15 protein-coding genes are annotated in these 17,978 nt (G+C 39.3%); 6 read left to right on the forward strand and 9 right to left on the reverse strand.

What is annotated here, in order from left to right:
- Nucleotides 1-47 precede the first annotated feature (47 nt).
- From H5087_RS01015 to yegD, 5 genes are all read left to right on the forward strand, one after another.
- On the forward strand, nucleotides 48-2,333 hold the full coding sequence (locus H5087_RS01015; RefSeq protein WP_182670867.1) for a TonB-dependent receptor: 2,286 nt from the start codon (nucleotides 48-50) through the stop codon (nucleotides 2,331-2,333).
- Between the two features lie 105 nt (nucleotides 2,334-2,438).
- A complete protein-coding gene (locus tag H5087_RS01020; protein ID WP_002958185.1) occupies nucleotides 2,439-2,738 on the forward strand; it encodes a hypothetical protein in 300 nt (99 codons plus the stop codon).
- A 75-nt stretch (nucleotides 2,739-2,813) separates the two neighbouring features.
- Nucleotides 2,814-3,470, forward strand: a complete 657-nt coding sequence (locus H5087_RS01025) for an HAD family phosphatase (protein WP_182670868.1) — start codon at nucleotides 2,814-2,816, stop codon at nucleotides 3,468-3,470.
- A gap of 33 nt (nucleotides 3,471-3,503) precedes the next feature.
- On the forward strand, nucleotides 3,504-4,346 hold the full coding sequence (locus tag H5087_RS01030; protein WP_182670869.1) for a DNA ligase: 843 nt from the start codon (nucleotides 3,504-3,506) through the stop codon (nucleotides 4,344-4,346).
- A gap of 62 nt (nucleotides 4,347-4,408) precedes the next feature.
- The gene (yegD, locus tag H5087_RS01035) at nucleotides 4,409-5,773 is read left to right on the forward strand and encodes a molecular chaperone (RefSeq protein ID WP_182670870.1); all 1,365 of its coding nucleotides are present in this window, start codon (nucleotides 4,409-4,411) and stop codon (nucleotides 5,771-5,773) included.
- A gap of 19 nt (nucleotides 5,774-5,792) precedes the next feature.
- On the opposite strand, the gene H5087_RS01040 is transcribed toward yegD, so the two are convergent.
- The 3 genes from H5087_RS01040 to H5087_RS01050 form a co-directional block, all read right to left on the reverse strand.
- On the reverse strand, nucleotides 5,793-6,257 hold the full coding sequence (locus tag H5087_RS01040; RefSeq protein WP_149594245.1) for a methylglyoxal synthase: 465 nt from the start codon (nucleotides 6,255-6,257) through the stop codon (nucleotides 5,793-5,795).
- 66 nt (nucleotides 6,258-6,323) lie between these two features.
- On the reverse strand, nucleotides 6,324-6,968 hold the full coding sequence (locus H5087_RS01045) for a LysE family translocator (RefSeq protein ID WP_182670871.1): 645 nt from the start codon (nucleotides 6,966-6,968) through the stop codon (nucleotides 6,324-6,326).
- Nucleotides 6,965-8,164, reverse strand: coding sequence for a multidrug effflux MFS transporter (locus H5087_RS01050; protein ID WP_182670872.1), 1,200 nt, complete (start codon nucleotides 8,162-8,164; stop codon nucleotides 6,965-6,967). The genes H5087_RS01045 and H5087_RS01050 overlap by 4 nt, the downstream gene beginning before the upstream one ends.
- Nucleotides 8,165-8,347: 183 nt before the next feature.
- Here H5087_RS01050 and H5087_RS01055 point away from each other — a divergent pair, with 183 nt between their 5' ends.
- Nucleotides 8,348-8,821 (forward strand): hotdog fold domain-containing protein, encoded by a 474-nt coding sequence (locus H5087_RS01055; RefSeq protein WP_182670873.1) that lies wholly within the window; start codon nucleotides 8,348-8,350, stop codon nucleotides 8,819-8,821.
- 21 nt (nucleotides 8,822-8,842) lie between these two features.
- On the opposite strand, the gene H5087_RS01060 is transcribed toward H5087_RS01055, so the two are convergent.
- The 6 genes from H5087_RS01060 to H5087_RS01085 form a co-directional block, all read right to left on the reverse strand.
- Nucleotides 8,843-9,325: a polymer-forming cytoskeletal protein gene (locus H5087_RS01060; protein ID WP_002958196.1), complete on the reverse strand. Its 483-nt coding sequence runs from the start codon at nucleotides 9,323-9,325 to the stop codon at nucleotides 8,843-8,845.
- A complete protein-coding gene (locus tag H5087_RS01065; RefSeq protein ID WP_182670874.1) occupies nucleotides 9,315-10,478 on the reverse strand; it encodes a M23 family metallopeptidase in 1,164 nt (387 codons plus the stop codon). The genes H5087_RS01060 and H5087_RS01065 overlap by 11 nt, the downstream gene beginning before the upstream one ends.
- Nucleotides 10,479-10,621: 143 nt before the next feature.
- Nucleotides 10,622-11,935 (reverse strand): fumarylacetoacetase, encoded by a 1,314-nt coding sequence (gene fahA / locus H5087_RS01070; protein WP_182670875.1) that lies wholly within the window; start codon nucleotides 11,933-11,935, stop codon nucleotides 10,622-10,624.
- A gap of 135 nt (nucleotides 11,936-12,070) precedes the next feature.
- Complete coding sequence (hppD, locus tag H5087_RS01075) at nucleotides 12,071-13,117, reverse strand: 4-hydroxyphenylpyruvate dioxygenase (RefSeq protein WP_149594251.1); 1,047 nt, start codon at nucleotides 13,115-13,117, stop codon at nucleotides 12,071-12,073.
- 303 nt (nucleotides 13,118-13,420) lie between these two features.
- Nucleotides 13,421-16,165: a metallophosphoesterase gene (locus H5087_RS01080; protein WP_182670876.1), complete on the reverse strand. Its 2,745-nt coding sequence runs from the start codon at nucleotides 16,163-16,165 to the stop codon at nucleotides 13,421-13,423.
- A gap of 146 nt (nucleotides 16,166-16,311) precedes the next feature.
- A complete protein-coding gene (locus H5087_RS01085) occupies nucleotides 16,312-17,805 on the reverse strand; it encodes a peptide MFS transporter (RefSeq protein WP_149594253.1) in 1,494 nt (497 codons plus the stop codon).
- Nucleotides 17,806-17,978 lie beyond the last annotated feature (173 nt).

Below are 17,978 nucleotides of genomic sequence, written 5' to 3' on the forward strand. Positions count from 1 at the left end.
ACAAAAAACCGTTGAACAAGAGTGCATACTAAAGGTTAATACCCGACATGAAATCATTAAAGAAATCTGCAATAGCGACAATTATTAACGCTGCACTACTATCTGCTGCTGGCACATCTATTTCAGCATTCGCCGCTGAAGAAGAAACGGCTAAAAAAAGCAATCAACTAGAAGTTATTCAAGTTACCGCCCGTAAACGCGTAGAAAATGCACAAGAAGTACCTGTAGCTGTATCTGCATTACAAGGTGATAACCTTGATGCATATAGCTCTGCAGGTATGGATATTCGCTTTTTAAATGCGAAAATTCCAAGTTTATCTATTGAGTCTTCATTTGGTCGTTCATTCCCACGCTTTTACGTTCGTGGTTTAGGTAATACCGATTTCGATTTGAATGCATCACAGCCAGTATCACTTGTTGTTGATGAAGTAGTTCAAGAAAATGCAATTTTAAAAGGTTTCCCAGTATTTGATGTTGAACGCGTAGAAGTATTACGTGGTCCTCAAGGAACGCTATTTGGCCGTAACACGCCAGCTGGCCTTGTTAAGTTTGATACTGTTAAACCAAGCCAAGAATTTGATGGTTATGGCTCTGTTTCATACGGTAGCCGTGGTGCTGTAGATACAAGTGGTGCTGTAGGTGGTGCTTTAACTGACCGTTTATCTGCTCGTGTTTCATTATTATGGCAAGACAAAGACGATTACATTGATAACCAAGCTCCAGGCTTTGAAGCTAAAGATGAGCAAGGTGGTTACACTGAAAAAGCGGCACGCGTTCAGTTTTTATATGAAGGCGATGATTTTACTGCTTTATTAAACTATCACACACGTGACTTAGATGGCTCACCAATTGCATTTCGTGCAAATGTAATTAAAGCGGGTACTAATGAGCTAGTAGATAACTACGAAAATGATGTTGTTTATCAAGATGCGGCATCTCGCTCTACTCAACAAGTAGAATCGGAAGGTGCAAGCTTAAAGCTTGAGTGGGAACTTAAAAACCACACAATCACTTCTATTTCTGCATGGGAAAGTGCTGAAATATATTCGCGCGCTGATATTGACGGCGGTTACGGCGGCTTCTCAATCGATGACGTTCCAGTTGCTATGGGACCTGGTTTTATTCCTTTCTCTTCAGAAAGTGCTGATGGCATTCCAGATCACAACCAGTTGACGCAAGAACTACGTTTATCTAGTAACTTTGATGGTGACTTAAATTATCAAGTAGGTGTATTTTACTTTGATGAAGAACTAACGATTGAAAACTTTAGTTATGACACTTCAAATAATGGTGTTTTAAATGGTTATGTTCGCCAACAACAAGACACAACTGCATGGGCTGTATTTGGTTCTGTAGATTATACTTTTTCAGATGATTTAAAAGTAACAGCGGGCCTTCGTTACTCTGATGATGATAAGGATTTTGTAGCTGATCGTACACTTAGCCCAATTGGCGGCGGTGCATTACTTGTAGAGCGTGATGTTAGTGACGACCATGTTAGCTGGGATTTATCTGCTAATTATAAAGTAAACGATGATGTTAACTGGTACGGCCGTGTAGCAAATAGCTTCCGCGCACCTAGTTTACAAGGTCGTATTTTATTTGGTGATGACGTAACAACAGCTGAATCAGAAACGGTAACATCGTACGAAACGGGTATTAAATCAGACGTGCTAGACGGCCAAGGTCGTGTAAATGCAACTGTGTTTTATTATACGATGGACGACCAACAGCTTACTGCTGTAGGCGGTGGTGCTAACTTTAACCGTTTAGTTAATGCTGATAAAACAACTGGCTATGGTTTTGAGTTAGATACGCAGTGGGTATTAAGCGATGAGTTTAATGCAACGTTTAACTTAAGCTACAATAAAACAGAAATTAAAGATAACGATTTAGCTGTGGCTGTTTGTGCACAATGTACGGTAACAGACCCGACTTTCCAAGTAGCAGGTGCGTTTGGTCCTGAAGATCGTGCAATACTTGATGGTAATAGCTTACCGCATGCTCCTGAGTGGATCTCTAACTTTACGCTTCGCTACACTAAAGAACTTGCCGATGGTAACTTCTTCGCAAGCGGTGATATTTCTTATCGCAGTAAAATCAACATGTTCCTTTACGAATCAGTAGAGTTTGAAGGTAAAGAGCTTATTGAAACAGGTCTTCGTACAGGTTACACATGGTCTGAAGGCGATTACGAATACGAAGTTGCTGCATTTGTTCGTAACTTATTTGACGAGCAACAAGTTATTGGCGCTGTAGATTTCAATAACAATACAGGTATTGTTAACGAAGAGCGTTATGTAGGTGCTGAATTTAAAGTTAACTTCTTCTAGAGATAACCTTAAATTATATTAATTTTTAAAAGCCTGCCTTGTGCAGGCTTTTATGTTTTTATAAAGCTGGTAAAGTAGCGTTAATTAATTTAAAGAGATAAAAAAATGGCTGGATTTTGGAATTACCGTGTAATTTTTTGTGAAGCAACGAAAGACGAAGCAGCGCAATATCAAATACATGAAGTAGAGTATAACCTAAATGGTAAAGTAACTAACTGGTCAGAAACTGGCGCAGCCCCTTTTGGAACAACCTTAGATGAGTTAAAAGATGACTCGGAGCGCTTAAAAACAGCATTTGATAAGCCAGTACTTAAAGTTGTACGTAAAACGCGTGGCTACGAGCTTGTTGATGTTGAAACGGGTGAGGAAGCAACGGGTGAGCCGCCAGCAGGCTTAACGCAATAACTGTATTTATATAAAAGGTGCTTAAGGCGCCTTTTTTATTGTCTAAATTTAGCACAAGTTAAATAAGGAATGAGGATGACTTTAAAAGCAATATTATTTGATATGGATGGCACATTAGTTGATTCAGAAAGCATGCACTTTGTATGCTGGAGTAAATTACTTAAACCCTACGGTGTTAGTTATTTAGAAAATGATTTTTGTCAGCGTTTTTCGGGACGACCCACTTTAGAAGCTGCAATCGAAATTAAGCAAGAGCATAACTTATCAGTAAGCGCACAGTTTTTAGCGGATGAAAAATACCGTTTATTTGGCGAATATGTAATAACACATTTACCACCACTAATGCCGTTTACTGAGCAAACGTTGAAAGCTGTAAAAGCGAGTGGCTTAAAAATGGCGCTAGTAACGGGCAGTGCTAAAAGTGAAGCCATGCCAATACTTAAAGGTTTAGGATTTTATGAGTTGTTTGACACAGTTGTTACAAAAGACGACGTAACTAATCCTAAACCTGCAGGAGATCCATATTTACTGGCACTTGAGCAGATAAATATACAGGCAGGCAATGCAATTGCTGTTGAGGATACATTTACCGGCGTTACGGCGGCCAACAATGCTTTGTTACGTGTTGTAGCCATTGCCAATAGCCATACTAAAGATCACGACTTTAGCCAAGCTACCTATCAAATGAGCAACTTAGATGAGTTTTGGCAATGGGCGCAATCTCAACTATAGTTTAAGCCAACTTTTACATGCTTGGATGCGCCAATGTTTACTATTAAACACCTGCTTTTAATTGTTATTGTACTTTTTACGCAATGCATAAGTGCAGCACAACCGTCTGTTTTACTAGCTAAAGTATATGACGAAACGAAGCATTATGATGTAAGTAAATATTTAGTCAGTGAAAAATATGATGGCGTAAGAGCTATTTGGACCGGCACGCAGTTTGTTACTCGTAAGGGTAATATTATCAATGCGCCAAGTTGGTTTATATCGCCACTGCCAAATGTATGGCTTGATGGTGAGCTGTGGACTAAACGTGAGCACTTTTCAGCGCTTAGTGGCATAGTCAGAACTAAAAAACCTAATAATCACGATTGGCAAACTATTACTTATAAAGTATTTGATATGCCAGATAAAAATCTGCCTTTTAGCACTCGCTATAAAAACTATAATGAGCTTATTACTAGCCTAAACTCGCCGCACATTAGTGCTGTAGTTCAATATAGCTTTACAAATAATGAGCAGCTTACAGAGTATTTTGAGAACATAACTAAGCAGGGCGGCGAGGGAGTAATGCTTCATTTGGCCAGCGCGAAGCACAGCAATGGAAGAAGTAATGCATTACTAAAATTAAAACCTTATTTAGATGCAGAAGCGGTTGTAATTGCGCACTTACCAGGCAAAGGTAAATATCAAGGTATGTTAGGGGCATTAAGGGTAAAAACAGCGCAGGGGCAGGTATTTTCTATTGGTACTGGGTTTAATGATGCACAGCGCTCCATCCCACCGGAGATTGGTAGTACTGTAACGTACCGATTTCATGGCTTAACAAAAAATGGGTTACCGCGTTTTGCCAGTTTTTTAAGGGTCAGAGATAGTTTATAACATTTATAAATTTTACAAAGTGTGCTAAATTGCGCGGCCTTTTTGGTAATGTGTGGTGAAGTATGTTTGTAGGTTTTGATTACGGTAGTTCTAATTGTGCTATGGGTGTAATGAGCGAGGGTAATGTTCAATTAGTACCGCTAGAGCAAGGAAAACATTACTTACCGTCTACACTTTACACTCATCACAGCGCGTTAGTTGTTGATTTTGTTGCTAAGCATTTACATGGCACAGCCCATGAGCATGACTTTTTAACGCAGCGCCAAGCATTATTAAATACCTTACCTCGTATTAAGTCAGACCTTGATTTACAACCTTCAGATGAAACCCTATTTATTGGTCGTGAAGCGATTCGCGAGTACGTGCAGTTTCCTGAAGAAGGCTATTTTGTTAAGTCTCCTAAATCATTTTTTGGTGCAACAGGTTTAAAGCAAGGTCAAATTAACTTTTTTGAAGATATCGCAACCGCGATGATCTTAAAAATTAAGCAACGCGCTGAGCTCTCTTTAGGTAAAACACTTACACAAACAGTAATTGGTCGCCCAGTAAACTTTCAAGCTGTGGGTGGTGAGCAATCAAATCAACAAGCGGTCGGTATTTTAGAGCGTGCTGCTAAACGTGCTGGTTTTAAAGACGTAGAGTTTTTATATGAGCCACTTGCTGCGGGTATCGACTACGAGAGTGATTTAACTCAGGATCAAAAAGTACTCGTTATTGATATTGGTGGTGGTACAAGTGACTGCTCATTTGTACAAATGGGCCCAAGCTTTAGAGGAAATAGTCAGCGCGATAGCGATTTTTTATCTCACAGTGGTAAACGTGTTGGCGGAAACGATTTAGATATTGCTTTGAGCTTTCATGGTTTAATGCCGTTATTGGGTTTAGGTAGTACGTTTAAATCGGGTTTGCCTTTGCCTAATCAAGCGTTTTGGCAAGCGTGTAAAATTAACGATGTAAACTTACAAAGCCAATTTTATAGTGAAAGTCATACCCGAGAGCTAAATGCACAATTACGTGATGTAAGTGCACCTGAACTTTATAAGCGTTTAATACATTTACAGCAAAACAAGCAAGGCCATCAGTTAGTGCAACAAGGTGAAGCGGCCAAAATAGCACTTTCATCAGCTAGTGCGTTTGATTGTGATTTAAGCTTTTTAGATAGTGGACTGAATAAAAATGTATCAGTAAGCGATTTAGCTGTTGCCGTTGAGAGTAGTATTAGCCAAATAGTTACTTTAGCAAAACAAGCAATCAGCGACGCTGCGACCACGCCAGACATTATTTACTTAACAGGTGGTAGTGCACAATCACCATTGATTAAAGCGGCTTTAAGTGAGCACTTAGGCGATATAAAAATGGTTAACGGGGATCACTTTGGTAGTGTAACCGCTGGCCTGACTAAATGGGCCAGCATGCTTTATAAGTAACCTAGATTACAATTGAGGTTTAAAGATCTATTTGTCGGGTTGCGAGGTATTTTTCGTAATCTGGCAATGTACGTTCAAGCTCTACGTCCATAAGCGGTGAGCTTAATAACATATCTGCACTCACTTCATTACACGCCACCGGAATATTCCAAACAGCGGCTAAACGCAGCAGTGCTTTAACATCAGGGTCATGAGGCTGTGATGCTAATGGGTCCCAAAAAAATATTAAAACATGTATCTCATGTTCTGCTATTTTAGCGCCAAGTTGTTGATCGCCGCCCATAGGTCCACTTAAAAGCTGAACTACATCAAGCCCCGTGGTTTTTTGAATTAAATGCCCCGTAGTACCTGTGCCATATAAAGTGTGCTGACTTAGTATTTTTTTGTGTTTTTCACACCATAATTTTAATGCTGCTTTTTTACCATCGTGTGCCACTAAAGCAATATTTTTTTGTGCGGGAAGAGATTGTGTTTTTTGTTCCATGCTAATTCTTTTTATTGGTGAACCTAAACTCGGAAGAATAAATCTCTTAACCAAAGTGCAGGTTAGTTAAAATAATAGATTGATAGCAAGGGCAATAAATACAATGCCAGTGATCCTATCAATCCAAAGTTGGCTATTTGGGTTACGTCTAAAAAACTGTGCAATTTTGTCGCCAAAATAAATATACGTGCAGTCAATCGGAAAAGCAAAAAGAGGGTAAAGTAAGCCAAAAAAAGCGAGCTGAAAAGTAGCCGATGAAAGCGTTGGATCTACAAATTGCGGAATAAATGCAATAAAGAATAATGCTACTTTAGGGTTTAGTACTTCAGTCATCATTGCCTGAAACATGACATTACTTTTTTTACTGGTACTTATATGTGGTTTATCGGTTTGCTTGTCATCAGGTGTCGGCTCTGGCTGCTTTAGCGTGCCTTTAATCATCATAAACCCTAAATAGCATAAGTATGCTGCGCCTGCATATTGCACTGCGGCATAGGCACTAGAGGAAGCTTTCAGTACTGCGCTTAGGCCTACAACAGCAAATAGCGTATGAACAACCCCACCTAATGCAAAACCAACAGCACTTTGCATACCAGCACTTCGACCATTAGCAAATGTTTGTGCCATCAAAAATGCATTTGATGGCCCAGGCGCTACTGCCATTAAAAAGCTGGCTAATAAAAATGAGACTAGAAAGTCAGGATTGATCATTGAGTACTTTTAGCCGGGTGTAAAGTATGTGCTTTTTTGCTCATTAAAATAAGCCAAAGCGGAACTAGTAATAATAAATGAAAAGCAATTAACCACGGTGTACTTAACCCCAAATATTGGGTTAAAACAACAAGTATACTCGCGCCACTCATTTGCATTGCACCGAGTAATGCAGAGGCTGTGCCTGCTTGTTTAGGAAAGCTAGACAGAGACATTCCTGCTGCAGAGCCTAAACTTAAAGCAAACCCTAATGCAGCAATTAAGATAGGTAGCATAAGCGCAAATGCTGTTTCTATACCGCTAAGGGCTAACATTAAAATGCCTGAAAAAACCAGTACACTCACACCGACACGCAAAGCGCGTTGGCTATTTCGTTTAATGTAGGTTGGTAAAATAAAACTTGCGACAATACTTATTAGGGCATTTAACGTAAACCAAAAAGTAAAGTCGGCTACGGTGCCGCCTAAATGTGTAATAAGCCAGCCTGGTGCGAGCGTTACATACACTAATATGGCCGACATTGAGACCATACAAATTAGGCTATTAAACAAAAATACCGGTGTTTTAATAATCGGTGTAAAGCGACGTAAATCTAAAATATGCCCCTGATAATAACTATCAGCAGGACGAGTTTCTCTAAAAAAGAATAGGGTAACAATAAGGCCCAAAATAGCAAACGCGGTTAAAAACATAAAGTTCATACGCCAGCCAAACTGTACGGTAAGCCAAGCCCCTAAAATAGGTGCCATTGCCGGAATAAAGCACACAATCCCGTTAAGGTAGGTAATCATTTGTCCGCTTCGTTCACTACCATATTTATCACGCACTATCGCAAATGCGACAACAAATGTGGCACACGCTCCAAACCCCTGAAAAGCACGTGCTATTAGTAATATCTCAAAAGAAGGCGAGTAGTATGCGAGTAATGCAGAGCTTGCATACAAACTAATGCCCACTACTGCCACTGGTTTTCGGCCAAATCTATCAGCCAAAGGGCCCGCAATTAATTGGCCTAAACCCACTGTTAGCATAAAAATAGCAACGGTTTGCTGTACTTGTTGTTCAGTAACTGCAAATTGTTCTGCAATAGTTGGAAAAGCAGGTAGGTAAATATCGATTGCCATAGGGCAAAATATAACGAGTAACGCTAAGATAAGTAACAAAGTCATATTAGGTTTAGCGGGCTGTGTTTGCATTGAGTCTCCTTTTGTCGAGTATTTTAGGTGGGCACTCATAAAAAAGAAAGGGCTTATGACCCCTGCATAGGTCGTCATTCTTACTTTTTGATTGGATTAAGCTAAAAAGCCAGCATAAATGCACTTTTTAAAACTGGTCTGATGTGTTAATTTAAAAAAAGTAACTGTTGATGGAAAATAATAATGAGTAATAAATCTGCACTTGTACAAACATGGCATAAATTTAAGCGCCTACCTTTTGGGAATTGGCTTTTTACTAAAGCTGTTTGCTTTAAAGCGCCATATTTTGGTTCGATGAAACCTTACATACTCGATTTGAGAGAGGGCCATTGTAGTGCGGTGGTTAAAAACCGCCGAAGCGTTCATAATCATATTGGAACTATTCATGCTATTGCGCAGTGTAACTTAGCTGAATTGTGTGCAGGTGTAATGGTTGATGCAACAGTGCCAGTTAAAACGCATCGTTGGATCCCAAAAGGGATGACAGTTAGGTATTTGGCTAAAGTAGATACAGATGTACGAGCAGTCGCTGAAATTGATTTACCACATAAGTGGATTGATAAAGAAGACTTAGTAGTACCGGTTAAACTGTATAATACCCGCAATGAGCTTGTTTTCACTGCAGATATTACTATGTACATTACTGAGAAAAATTAATTTACGTAAAGCTAATTTGACTTAGCTTTTATCAGCGGCTTGTTTATTTACAAATGATAAGTCGCTGCCATCTTCTTTCAATAATGCTTTAACTTCTTTTGCGGGTTTTAGTTCTTTCGAAATTAGTTCCGGCTCTTCTTTTTCAAAGCGTTGCTTTAAACTGCCTTCAATTACTGCGCCTGCATCAATACTCAATGTATCGTGAAATACATCGCCATGAACATGAGCGCCACTTTGTACTTTTACTTCACTGGCATTAATTGACCCAATAACTTTACCTTTAACAATAACGCTTTTAGCTTCAACAATACCTTCAACAACTCCCGCTGAGCCAATAACTAAATGCTCCACTTTTATGTCACCATCAATACGGCCATCAAGCTGTACTTCACCTTGGCTAACTAAAGTGCCTGTAAGGCGTACGTCTTCAGAAATAATAGACGGTGTGTGATTCACTCTTTTTAAATTAGAGCTAACTGTTTTTTGTTTTTTTCTACCAAACACGAGAAAGCGCCTTTGTTATTTTTAGAGGATTGACTTGTTTACCATTAAGTAATACTTCGTAGTGTAAATGCGTGCCTGTGCTTCGGCCGGTGCTGCCCATTAGGCCGATTACATCATGTTTAGTGATTGATTGACCTTTCTTTACTTTAATTTTATTTAAGTGTCCAAATCGAGTCACTAAGCCATTTTTATGTTCAAGCTCAATAAAGTTACCATAACCACCATTACGACCGGCACGAAGCACTACAGCGTCTGCTGGAGCGAATATTTCGGTTTTATGCCAACCGGCTAAATCAATTCCTTTATGAAAGGCATGATTACTATTCATGGGATCTTTTCTAAGGCCAAAATTACTCGAAATATAGTATTTAGCTTTAGCTAAAGGCAGGGTATTTGGTAGCTCAGTTAAAAAGTTTTCTAAATTATTTAATATTAATAACTTATCAACGATGGCTAAAAAGTGGCTCGGAATTTTTGTTTCGTTAAATATATCAAGTGGCCCACCTTGCGCAGTTGTCTGGGCGCTTAATATTAGGTGTTGCTCAAGCGCAGACTCAATTCCTGCGCCTTTGACCATAGCTAAAATGGCTTGGTGACGTTCACTAATTTGGTTATCTAAATAGGTAAAGCTTTGCTCATACTGATTATTTAAGTTGGCCACTCTTGTTGCGAATGTGATTGGAGCGATTAACTGTGATTGTTTACCTTTTTGATTTTCATCGACTAATGGCTCATGAAATTCATTGCCATTTTCATTAATTGGTACATCAAGTTCTGTATCAAGCTTAATAACATCTTTGCTAATTGAAGCAGGAAGGGATTCTATCATGCTTTGCAGTAGCGCCTGCTTTTGTTCAAGTATTGCAAGTTGCTCTAGCTGCGTTGCTTGAAGGGCTTGTTGCTCACTGACTTTTTGTTGCCACAGCGTTTGCTCGGTTATTTGATTTTGTTCTATGTCAGATATTTTATTTGTTTGTGTATAAACACGAAAGCTTGAAATACTCAGCCAAATAAAAGTGGCTAAAATAAGCGATGCTACAAGAAGTTGAAACCAAGAGGCTAAAACAACATGCTTAACTTCGCCATTTTGACGAATAAGTAGCTGACGAGCAGGGAAAAATTTATGATAAAAAGACTTTATAAATACTGACATGGCATATAAACACTGGCTATTAACCGAATTAAGATAGCAATTTGAGTTAAAAAAGCTAGAAAAAAATTGTAACTGTTCAAAAATTAATAAAAAAGGGCTGCTTTTAGTAAGCAGCCCTTTTAATAAATTTTTTAATATGCGTATTATTTTGCCGGCAGTACAGTACTCTCTACAGAGCCAAAACCTATACGTGCATAGCCTTCTTTTTCACACCAGCCACGCATAATAACGTTATCGCCATCTTCTAAAAAGCTACGTTGTTCGCCATTACTTAGCGTGATTTTTTCTTTACCGCCACGAGAAAGCTCAAGTAATGAACCTGCTTCTTCATGCGTTGGACCCGACTGAGTGCCCGAACCTAGCATGTCACCTGGCATAAAGTTACAGCCATTTACTGTGTGATGAGTAACCATTTGTGCCACAGTCCAGTAAGAGTGCTTAAAGCTAGATGTTGATACGCGCGTTGGGTTATGGCCTTCGCTACGCATTTTTTGCGTTTGAATTTTAACATCCATTTGAATATCAAAAGCACCTTGGTCGCGATTCGCTTTTGATTCTAAATAGTCCATAGGCTGTGGATCGTTTTCATCACGTGTCCAGCTTGTTCTATAAGGCGCTAATGCTTCGGTTGTTACAATCCAAGGCGATACCGTTGAGGCAAAGTTTTTAGCTAAAAATGGACCAAGCGGTTGATATTCCCACGCTTGCAAGTCACGTGCTGACCAATCGTTAAATACACAAAAGCCAAATACGTGGTTTTCAGCATTTTCGATAGCGATTGCATCGCCCAGTGCATTGCCTTTACCTAAGTAAATACCCAGCTCTAGTTCGTAATCAAGGCGTTTACAAGGACCGAATGATGGCACTTCTGCGTCTGGCGCTTTGGTTTGACCTTTAGGGCGATGAAATGTTTGACCCGATACGTCAATAGATGAAGAGCGACCATGATAACCAATAGGTACCCATTTATAGTTAGGTAATAATGGGTTGTCAGGGCGAAATAAACTACCCACAGCTGTAGCGTGATAAATAGAAGTGTAAAAGTCGGTGTAATCACCGATGCGACAAGGCAAAGAAAACTCTATATCGGCTTGTGCAACCAATGTATCGCTAAGCGCTTGTTGGTGCTCAGAGCCTGCTCTTAGTGCTTTTGAAAGGGCTAGACGAAGGGCTGACCAATACTGCAACCCTAAACCCATAAATGTATTTAAGGTTGCTTCACTTGCTGCATCTGCGGCTGTTTTAGCGTCACCTGTTAAAACGTTTAATTTACTTAGTTTTGCTAAATCGATTACTTGGTCACCAATTGCAACACCACCACGAAAGGCCTCATCAGACCCTTTACGACGAAATTCTGCAAACGGTAAGTTTTGAATCGGGAAGTCGCAATTATCAACATTAGCTGATTCTACCCAGCTGGTTAAATTAATATCATGGGTTTCGTTAATTAGGCTCATTACATTTCCTTTGGATTTTACTGTATGGCGACAGGTATAGTTTATTTAATCATACTTGTACTTGGCGCCATACTTTTTAAATATTAAAACGACAAAAAGCAGCGAAGTTCGCTGCTTTTAATTTACTCAAATATCTTATAAAACGCCGCGACGCTCTTGGTCACGTTCGATTGATTCAAATAGTGCTTGGAAGTTACCTTCACCAAAGCCACCATCATCAACGCGTTGGATCATTTCTATAAAGATTGGACCAAATAAGTTTTTAGAGAAAATTTGTAATAAATAACAATTTTCACTTTGGCTATCTACGAGTATTTGATGCTGACGAATTTTTTCTTTATCTTCAGCAACCCAAGGTACACGGTCAAAAATAGTATCGTAGTACTCTGGGATTATATCGAGTGTGGCAATTGTTGATTTATCCAGCTTATCAAGAGAGCTTACTAAGTCATCTGTTAAAAATGCTAAATGTTGAACGCCTGGGCCGTTATACTCACCAAGGTATTCATCAATTTGGTTGTTATCGTTACCTTTACCTTCGTTTATTGGAATAGAGAAGGTGCCACAAGGTGATTTTAGTGCATAGGAGATAAGCGCTGTTTTTTGACCTTTAATGTCAAAGTAGCGTACTTCAGTAAAACCAAATACGTCTTTATAAAAGTTAGCCCATTTTTCCATGGTGCCTTTATAAACGTTATTGGTTAAATGATCGATTCGGATAAAGCCTTTATCTTCTACAACATTTTGCGTTTCTAAGTCTTCAAAATCACTCTCGTAAATAGTGCCTTTGTCGCCAAATTGCTCAATAAAGTAAATTAGGCTGTCGCCAATACCATAGATTGCAGGGTAAGGCATATTTTTATGCGTTGAGTCGGTCGCTGGTTTTGCACCACGTTCTACTGCAGTTTCAAATGCTTTTTGCGCATTCTCAACACGCCAACCCATTGAACAAATAGCAGGGCCATGGCTTTTAGCAAATTCTGCAGAAAAACCTTCACGCTCGTTATTCAGTAAAAAGTGAATATCGTTTTGGTTGTAATAAACAATGTCTTTACCTTTGAATTTTTTAAGCTTAGAGAAGCCAAAATCAGTAAATACTTTATCCATATAATCAGCATCAGGTGTTGCGTACTCGGTAAATTCAATACCGACTAAACCCAAATAGTTATTTACTTCACTCATTATTATTACTCCCGCAATTAAGCACTGCGATTATGTGTTGTTGTCATATTGCAGTAGATAATCAACCAGATTTTTAATTTGGGGAAGAGGGGGGCGTTATTTAGTATGTAGTGCATGTGTAAATTTTATAGGACGGTTATTATAAAGTTACGTGTTTGTAATACAGTTAAGTAAAATGAAGTTATATGGTATAAATTCAAGTGGGATCATTTGTTTTTAAGTTATTGTATTTAAATACTAAAAAGGAGGTTTGACCTGCGCTAAACCTCCTTTTAGAATGAACGAGTAAAAGCTTAGTTGTATTTAATTATTTACACTTTTAGAGTTGCTACCAAAGAACTTGTTACGTTGCTCAATCCATTGGTTTGTTTTTATCGCTGGCGCAGCTTGATAGTGACGTTCAATCGTTTGATTTAACACTCGCGTCGGTTGCTCAAAGGACAACTTTTGTTGTGCGCCGCCCATACTTTTAATTTCATTTCTGGTCATAGCACGTCCTGCATAGAGTAATGCATTTAAGTAACCAGGTCGGGTTTCGTAGTTGTTATCTGTAAATAACAGGATTGTTTTATCAAGTGCCCAACGACGGTTTATCTCGCCTTCCTCTTTGACACCTTCGAGTTCACCATCTACGTATATTTCAAATACGCCATTTGTTGGTGCGGCATAGAATACAAAGGCAATACGATGCCAATTACCTGGCTGAGTATCACCAAAGTATCCACTACTGCTGGTTGCTTCACCGTACCCACCGTCTGGGCTTGCAAATATATCTGCGTCATCTGTATCGTAGTTTTCGGTATCGGCTTGGATTATTGCGCGGTAAATGTCGTTTGTTTCCAATGGCCAGTTTATGTCCATAACTATTGTGTAGTCCGACACTAATCCGTCATCTTTAAAATCACCATTTGCAGCTGTGTTTAACGTAATTAATAGGCCTTCTGTTGGAGAGTGACGAGTAAAAGCCATTACACCAGAAGGGCCATCAGTTAAATCGGCAATATTAAGATCAGTGGTTGTCTCATAGCGTGTATCTTCTGGGCCCCAACCGTCATTTTCTGGGTCAAAGTAGCTTAAAACCGATGGACCTGAGTCTGGAATTAGTGGGTTTGTTGGATCGTCAAAGTTCCAAGTTGTTATATTTGCAACATTTTGGCAAGCATTAAGCTGTGTGTCTGTATCAAGGTGAAGACATTGAGTTGTTCTAAAGCGTGCGTACTGATCAAGTAGCCACCATGCTTCGGCAATTGGCTTTACATCATTAAAAGTAACACTGCTAAAAAATAAATCTGGATTAAGTGCCGCACCTTTAAATAAAGCGACATTATAATTTGTCGTTACTTGAATATCTTCTGGCTTTAACACAAACCAATCGGGTTGGCTGGCAATCATCGTGTTTAAATCATTGCCTGTAACGGTTACTTGATACAGTGAATTAAAGCCTGGTGTGTTTGAAGGCTGTCTTTCAACATAAAATGCTTTGTGAAAATCTTCTTGTGTAACAGTTCCTGGCGTCCATCTTTTTTGTACAAGTTCAGGGTTAAGCAGCGCTGCGTTAATTGAGCTTGAATGTTTAGTTGCAAGTGCTGTTATTTCTGCAACTTCAAAGCTACTTGGGTAGTTTTCTGAAATGGCAATTTCTGTATCAGCATCGGGTGCATATCTGCCCATTATTTCATCGATAGCGAGCTTGGTTTCTTCGTCAGGTTCTATAGATGTTCGCGTATCCACATGTTGATAATCGTAACGACTTAGTGTTTTATCGGCTGTATCAAATACTAAATTTAAGTCGGTGACTCCGCGTGCATAAAAGTCGGGCTGAATAACTAAAGCATTATTCTCAAGCTCTATAAAATCCTCACCACCATGAGTATGCCCGCCAAGTACTAAGTCTATGCCGGGTACATTGGTTGCTATCTCAACATCAGTTCCTTTGCCTAAATGGCTTAACATAACCATGTAATCAACATCCTCGCGGTATTGGCTTACAATACTTTGTGCGATTTGTTGCCATTGCCAACTCATTTTAAATTGTTTTATAAAGTCAGGAATAGGGTCATTTTCAATCGGCTCGTCAAGTTCATTCCATGGTACTGACGTCATCCCAAACACACCCAATGTTATGCAGCCAACCTGTACTTTAGCAAAGTCGACACCGCCAAAGCTTTTATTTTGCTCTCCCTCAAAGCGGGTATTACTTGCAAGTACAATGGCATTATCGTCTTGTGAAAACTCAATTAGCCTTTCAGGGCCCCACGCATAGTCATGGTTCCCTAAAACACGTAAATCAAAAGCCATTAGCTTTACGGTTTCATCAGAGGCTAAGCCTTGTGATATTTGCTCTGCAACGGTCCCTTTTTCGTAATCATCGCCACCATCGGTGAATAATGTATGCGGTGATTCGCTTAGCGCTTTTTTATAATAGGCCTTAATGCGGCTAAAATATTGTTCTTGATACCCAAAGCGAGAATGCATGTCGGCAACGTGAACAAACCGCACAGATTGCTCTGTTGCATTAGCATCACAGGTTGGGCCAATATCAGAAAATGCAACAGTACGTTGCACTTCTATTGCATAGCTACCTAGTTGGTTTACTTGTGCGCTGACAAAGCCTTGAGATACCGTTGAATTAGTAATACTTGACCAAGAGTCTCCGCTTAAACGAGCAAGAGTTAATTGGCCGCCTAATACATAGTCGTCAGGTATTTTTATAGTGATTGTCATTGGACTAGAAAGTTGAACTGTACTTGGGGTAAGCGTATGTATATCTGAAATGATATTTTTTGCTTGATTACTCTCATCAAGGACTAATTTTTCGTAGGTTATGTCAGTATCGTTGGTCACGGCTTGCCCAGGGGCATTGATAGTAAAGTTACCTTCATCTAATGACGTTTGTAAGCCATTAGCGTTGGTAATAATTAAACCACTAGGCTCAGGCTCTACAGGATCATTTGGATTTACTGTTACTTCATCACCGCCACCACAGGCAGATAAAAAAATGAGGAGAAATGCTAGTCGAGCGGCACGTGATAACGTTAATAAATGCATATACTGCTATCCCTGAGTCTATTCAATAATCAATCAGGACATATTATCAGTTAACGAGAGTGGGGCAAAGTTGAATAAAAAAATTCCCCCATAGGCGCTATGGAGGAATGTATCGATTATGTTGTTATATTTAAAATAAACAACAACTAAGAGGCTTTCTCTTCTAACCCTTGTTTTTCCCATACTTTAGCTTTAAAGGTCATTAGTACTAAAACAACACCAACACCAATGCTAAATAATGCAATTTGTAAGTATAAGTTAGGGATTTCTTCGACATTATTCGGATCGAAATTACCAGCAAGTAAACCTGCGATGATGTTACCGATTGAGTATGTTAATACAAACACACCCATCATTTGACCTGTATAACGTTTAGGCGATAACTTACTTACCGCACTTAATGCTACAGGGCTTAAACAAAGCTCACCCACAGTATGTAAAAAGTAGGTAGTAACAAGCCAGTAAGGCGCTACTTTTAAGCCTTCAGCTGCGTAATGAGCCGCCATAAACATAACTAAAAAGCCTGATGCCATGATAATTAAACCAATTGCACACTTAACGCTATAGCTAGGTGATACTAAGCTTTTAGATAAGTTAATCCAAAGCGCTGCAAAAAATGGCGATAAAGCAATAATAAACAGTGAGTTTAATGATTGAAACCACGTTGTAGGGATTTCAAAAGTGCCAATAAGACGGTCAGTATAGTCGCGAGCAAATAAGTTTAATGATGAACCCGCTTGTTCAAAGCCAGACCAAAAACATGCAGATGCAATACAGACTAAAAATAGTGCCCACATTCTTTGTTTTTCGGCATCGGTTAAATTACCTGTAAAGTAAATAACACCAAAATAAACAAAAAAGATAATAGTAAATACAATAGCTACGTACCCAGCAACCACTGTTGGATTGATTACAATTGCGCCGGTCATTGCAGCCGTAGTAACTGCTGCTGCTGCAATTATAAATACAGCAATACCACCCCAAGCGCGAGAAGTGCCTTTAGGGCCTAATGGATTAGCTGGTAATGCGCCGTGCTCTGGTAAGTTATTAAGTGTAAGTTTGTACTGCACTAAACCAATGGCCATACCTACAGCTGCTGCACCAAACGCCCAGTGCCAGCCTACGTTCTCCATAAAGTAACCACAAACGTAGTAACCTATTAAAGAACCCATGTTAATACCCATGTAGTAAATAGCGTAACCGCCATCACGACGCTCATCAGCATCACTGTATAATTGGCCAACCATTGCGCTGATATTTGGTTTTAGTAAACCAGTACCTGTTGCTACAAATATTAAGCCAATGAAAAAAGAATAATCATGTGGAATAGCCAAAATAATATGGCCAATCATAATAATTATGCCGCCATACCACACTGCTTTTTGACCGCCAAACAATCTATCTGCTAGCCAGCCACCTGGTAAACCTAAAAAGTATACCGCACCTGTGTATAAACCATATATTGCAGCAGCTGAGGCAACAGTAAAGGCAAGGCCTTCTTCTTGTAAGCTTGCTGTCATGAATAATACGAGCATAGCTCGCATACCGTAATAACTCATTCGTTCCCACATTTCAGTGAAGAACAATGTTGAAAGTCCTTTAGGGTGGCCAAACCAGCCACTATCTGGAGCTGAACTCATATTTACTTCCTAACTTTAAGTATTGTTATGATGGCCTTATAATTTTTTGCTTTAGCTATTTTAGAATTTGTAACCACTAAAATGCTCGACCATCAGTATAGTATTTGTAGCTAAGATAATGATTTGCTATATGGCAGTAACACCACAAGGTAAGAGACACACCCTTATCCTAG

The sequence above is a fragment of the Pseudoalteromonas sp. SR43-7 genome (assembly GCF_014163785.1).
Classification (GTDB): Bacteria; Pseudomonadota; Gammaproteobacteria; order Enterobacterales; family Alteromonadaceae; genus Pseudoalteromonas; species Pseudoalteromonas distincta.

Excerpts from the sequence above, each read along its gene's own strand:
- H5087_RS01015 (WP_182670867.1), top strand. The coding sequence starts at position 48 with ATGAAATCATTAAAGAAATCTGCAATAGCGACAATTATTAACGCTGCA.
- H5087_RS01020 (WP_002958185.1), top strand. The coding sequence starts at position 2,439 with ATGGCTGGATTTTGGAATTACCGTGTAATTTTTTGTGAAGCAACGAAA.
- H5087_RS01025 (WP_182670868.1), top strand. The coding sequence starts at position 2,814 with ATGACTTTAAAAGCAATATTATTTGATATGGATGGCACATTAGTTGAT.
- H5087_RS01030 (WP_182670869.1), top strand. The coding sequence starts at position 3,504 with ATGTTTACTATTAAACACCTGCTTTTAATTGTTATTGTACTTTTTACG.
- yegD (WP_182670870.1), top strand. The coding sequence starts at position 4,409 with ATGTTTGTAGGTTTTGATTACGGTAGTTCTAATTGTGCTATGGGTGTA.
- H5087_RS01040 (WP_149594245.1), bottom strand. The coding sequence starts at position 6,257 with ATGGAACAAAAAACACAATCTCTTCCCGCACAAAAAAATATTGCTTTA.
- H5087_RS01045 (WP_182670871.1), bottom strand. The coding sequence starts at position 6,968 with ATGATCAATCCTGACTTTCTAGTCTCATTTTTATTAGCCAGCTTTTTA.
- H5087_RS01050 (WP_182670872.1), bottom strand. The coding sequence starts at position 8,164 with ATGCAAACACAGCCCGCTAAACCTAATATGACTTTGTTACTTATCTTA.
- H5087_RS01055 (WP_182670873.1), top strand. The coding sequence starts at position 8,348 with ATGAGTAATAAATCTGCACTTGTACAAACATGGCATAAATTTAAGCGC.
- H5087_RS01065 (WP_182670874.1), bottom strand. The coding sequence starts at position 10,478 with ATGTCAGTATTTATAAAGTCTTTTTATCATAAATTTTTCCCTGCTCGT.
- fahA (WP_182670875.1), bottom strand. The coding sequence starts at position 11,935 with ATGAGCCTAATTAACGAAACCCATGATATTAATTTAACCAGCTGGGTA.
- hppD (WP_149594251.1), bottom strand. The coding sequence starts at position 13,117 with ATGAGTGAAGTAAATAACTATTTGGGTTTAGTCGGTATTGAATTTACC.
- H5087_RS01080 (WP_182670876.1), bottom strand. The coding sequence starts at position 16,165 with ATGCATTTATTAACGTTATCACGTGCCGCTCGACTAGCATTTCTCCTC.
- H5087_RS01085 (WP_149594253.1), bottom strand. The coding sequence starts at position 17,805 with ATGAGTTCAGCTCCAGATAGTGGCTGGTTTGGCCACCCTAAAGGACTT.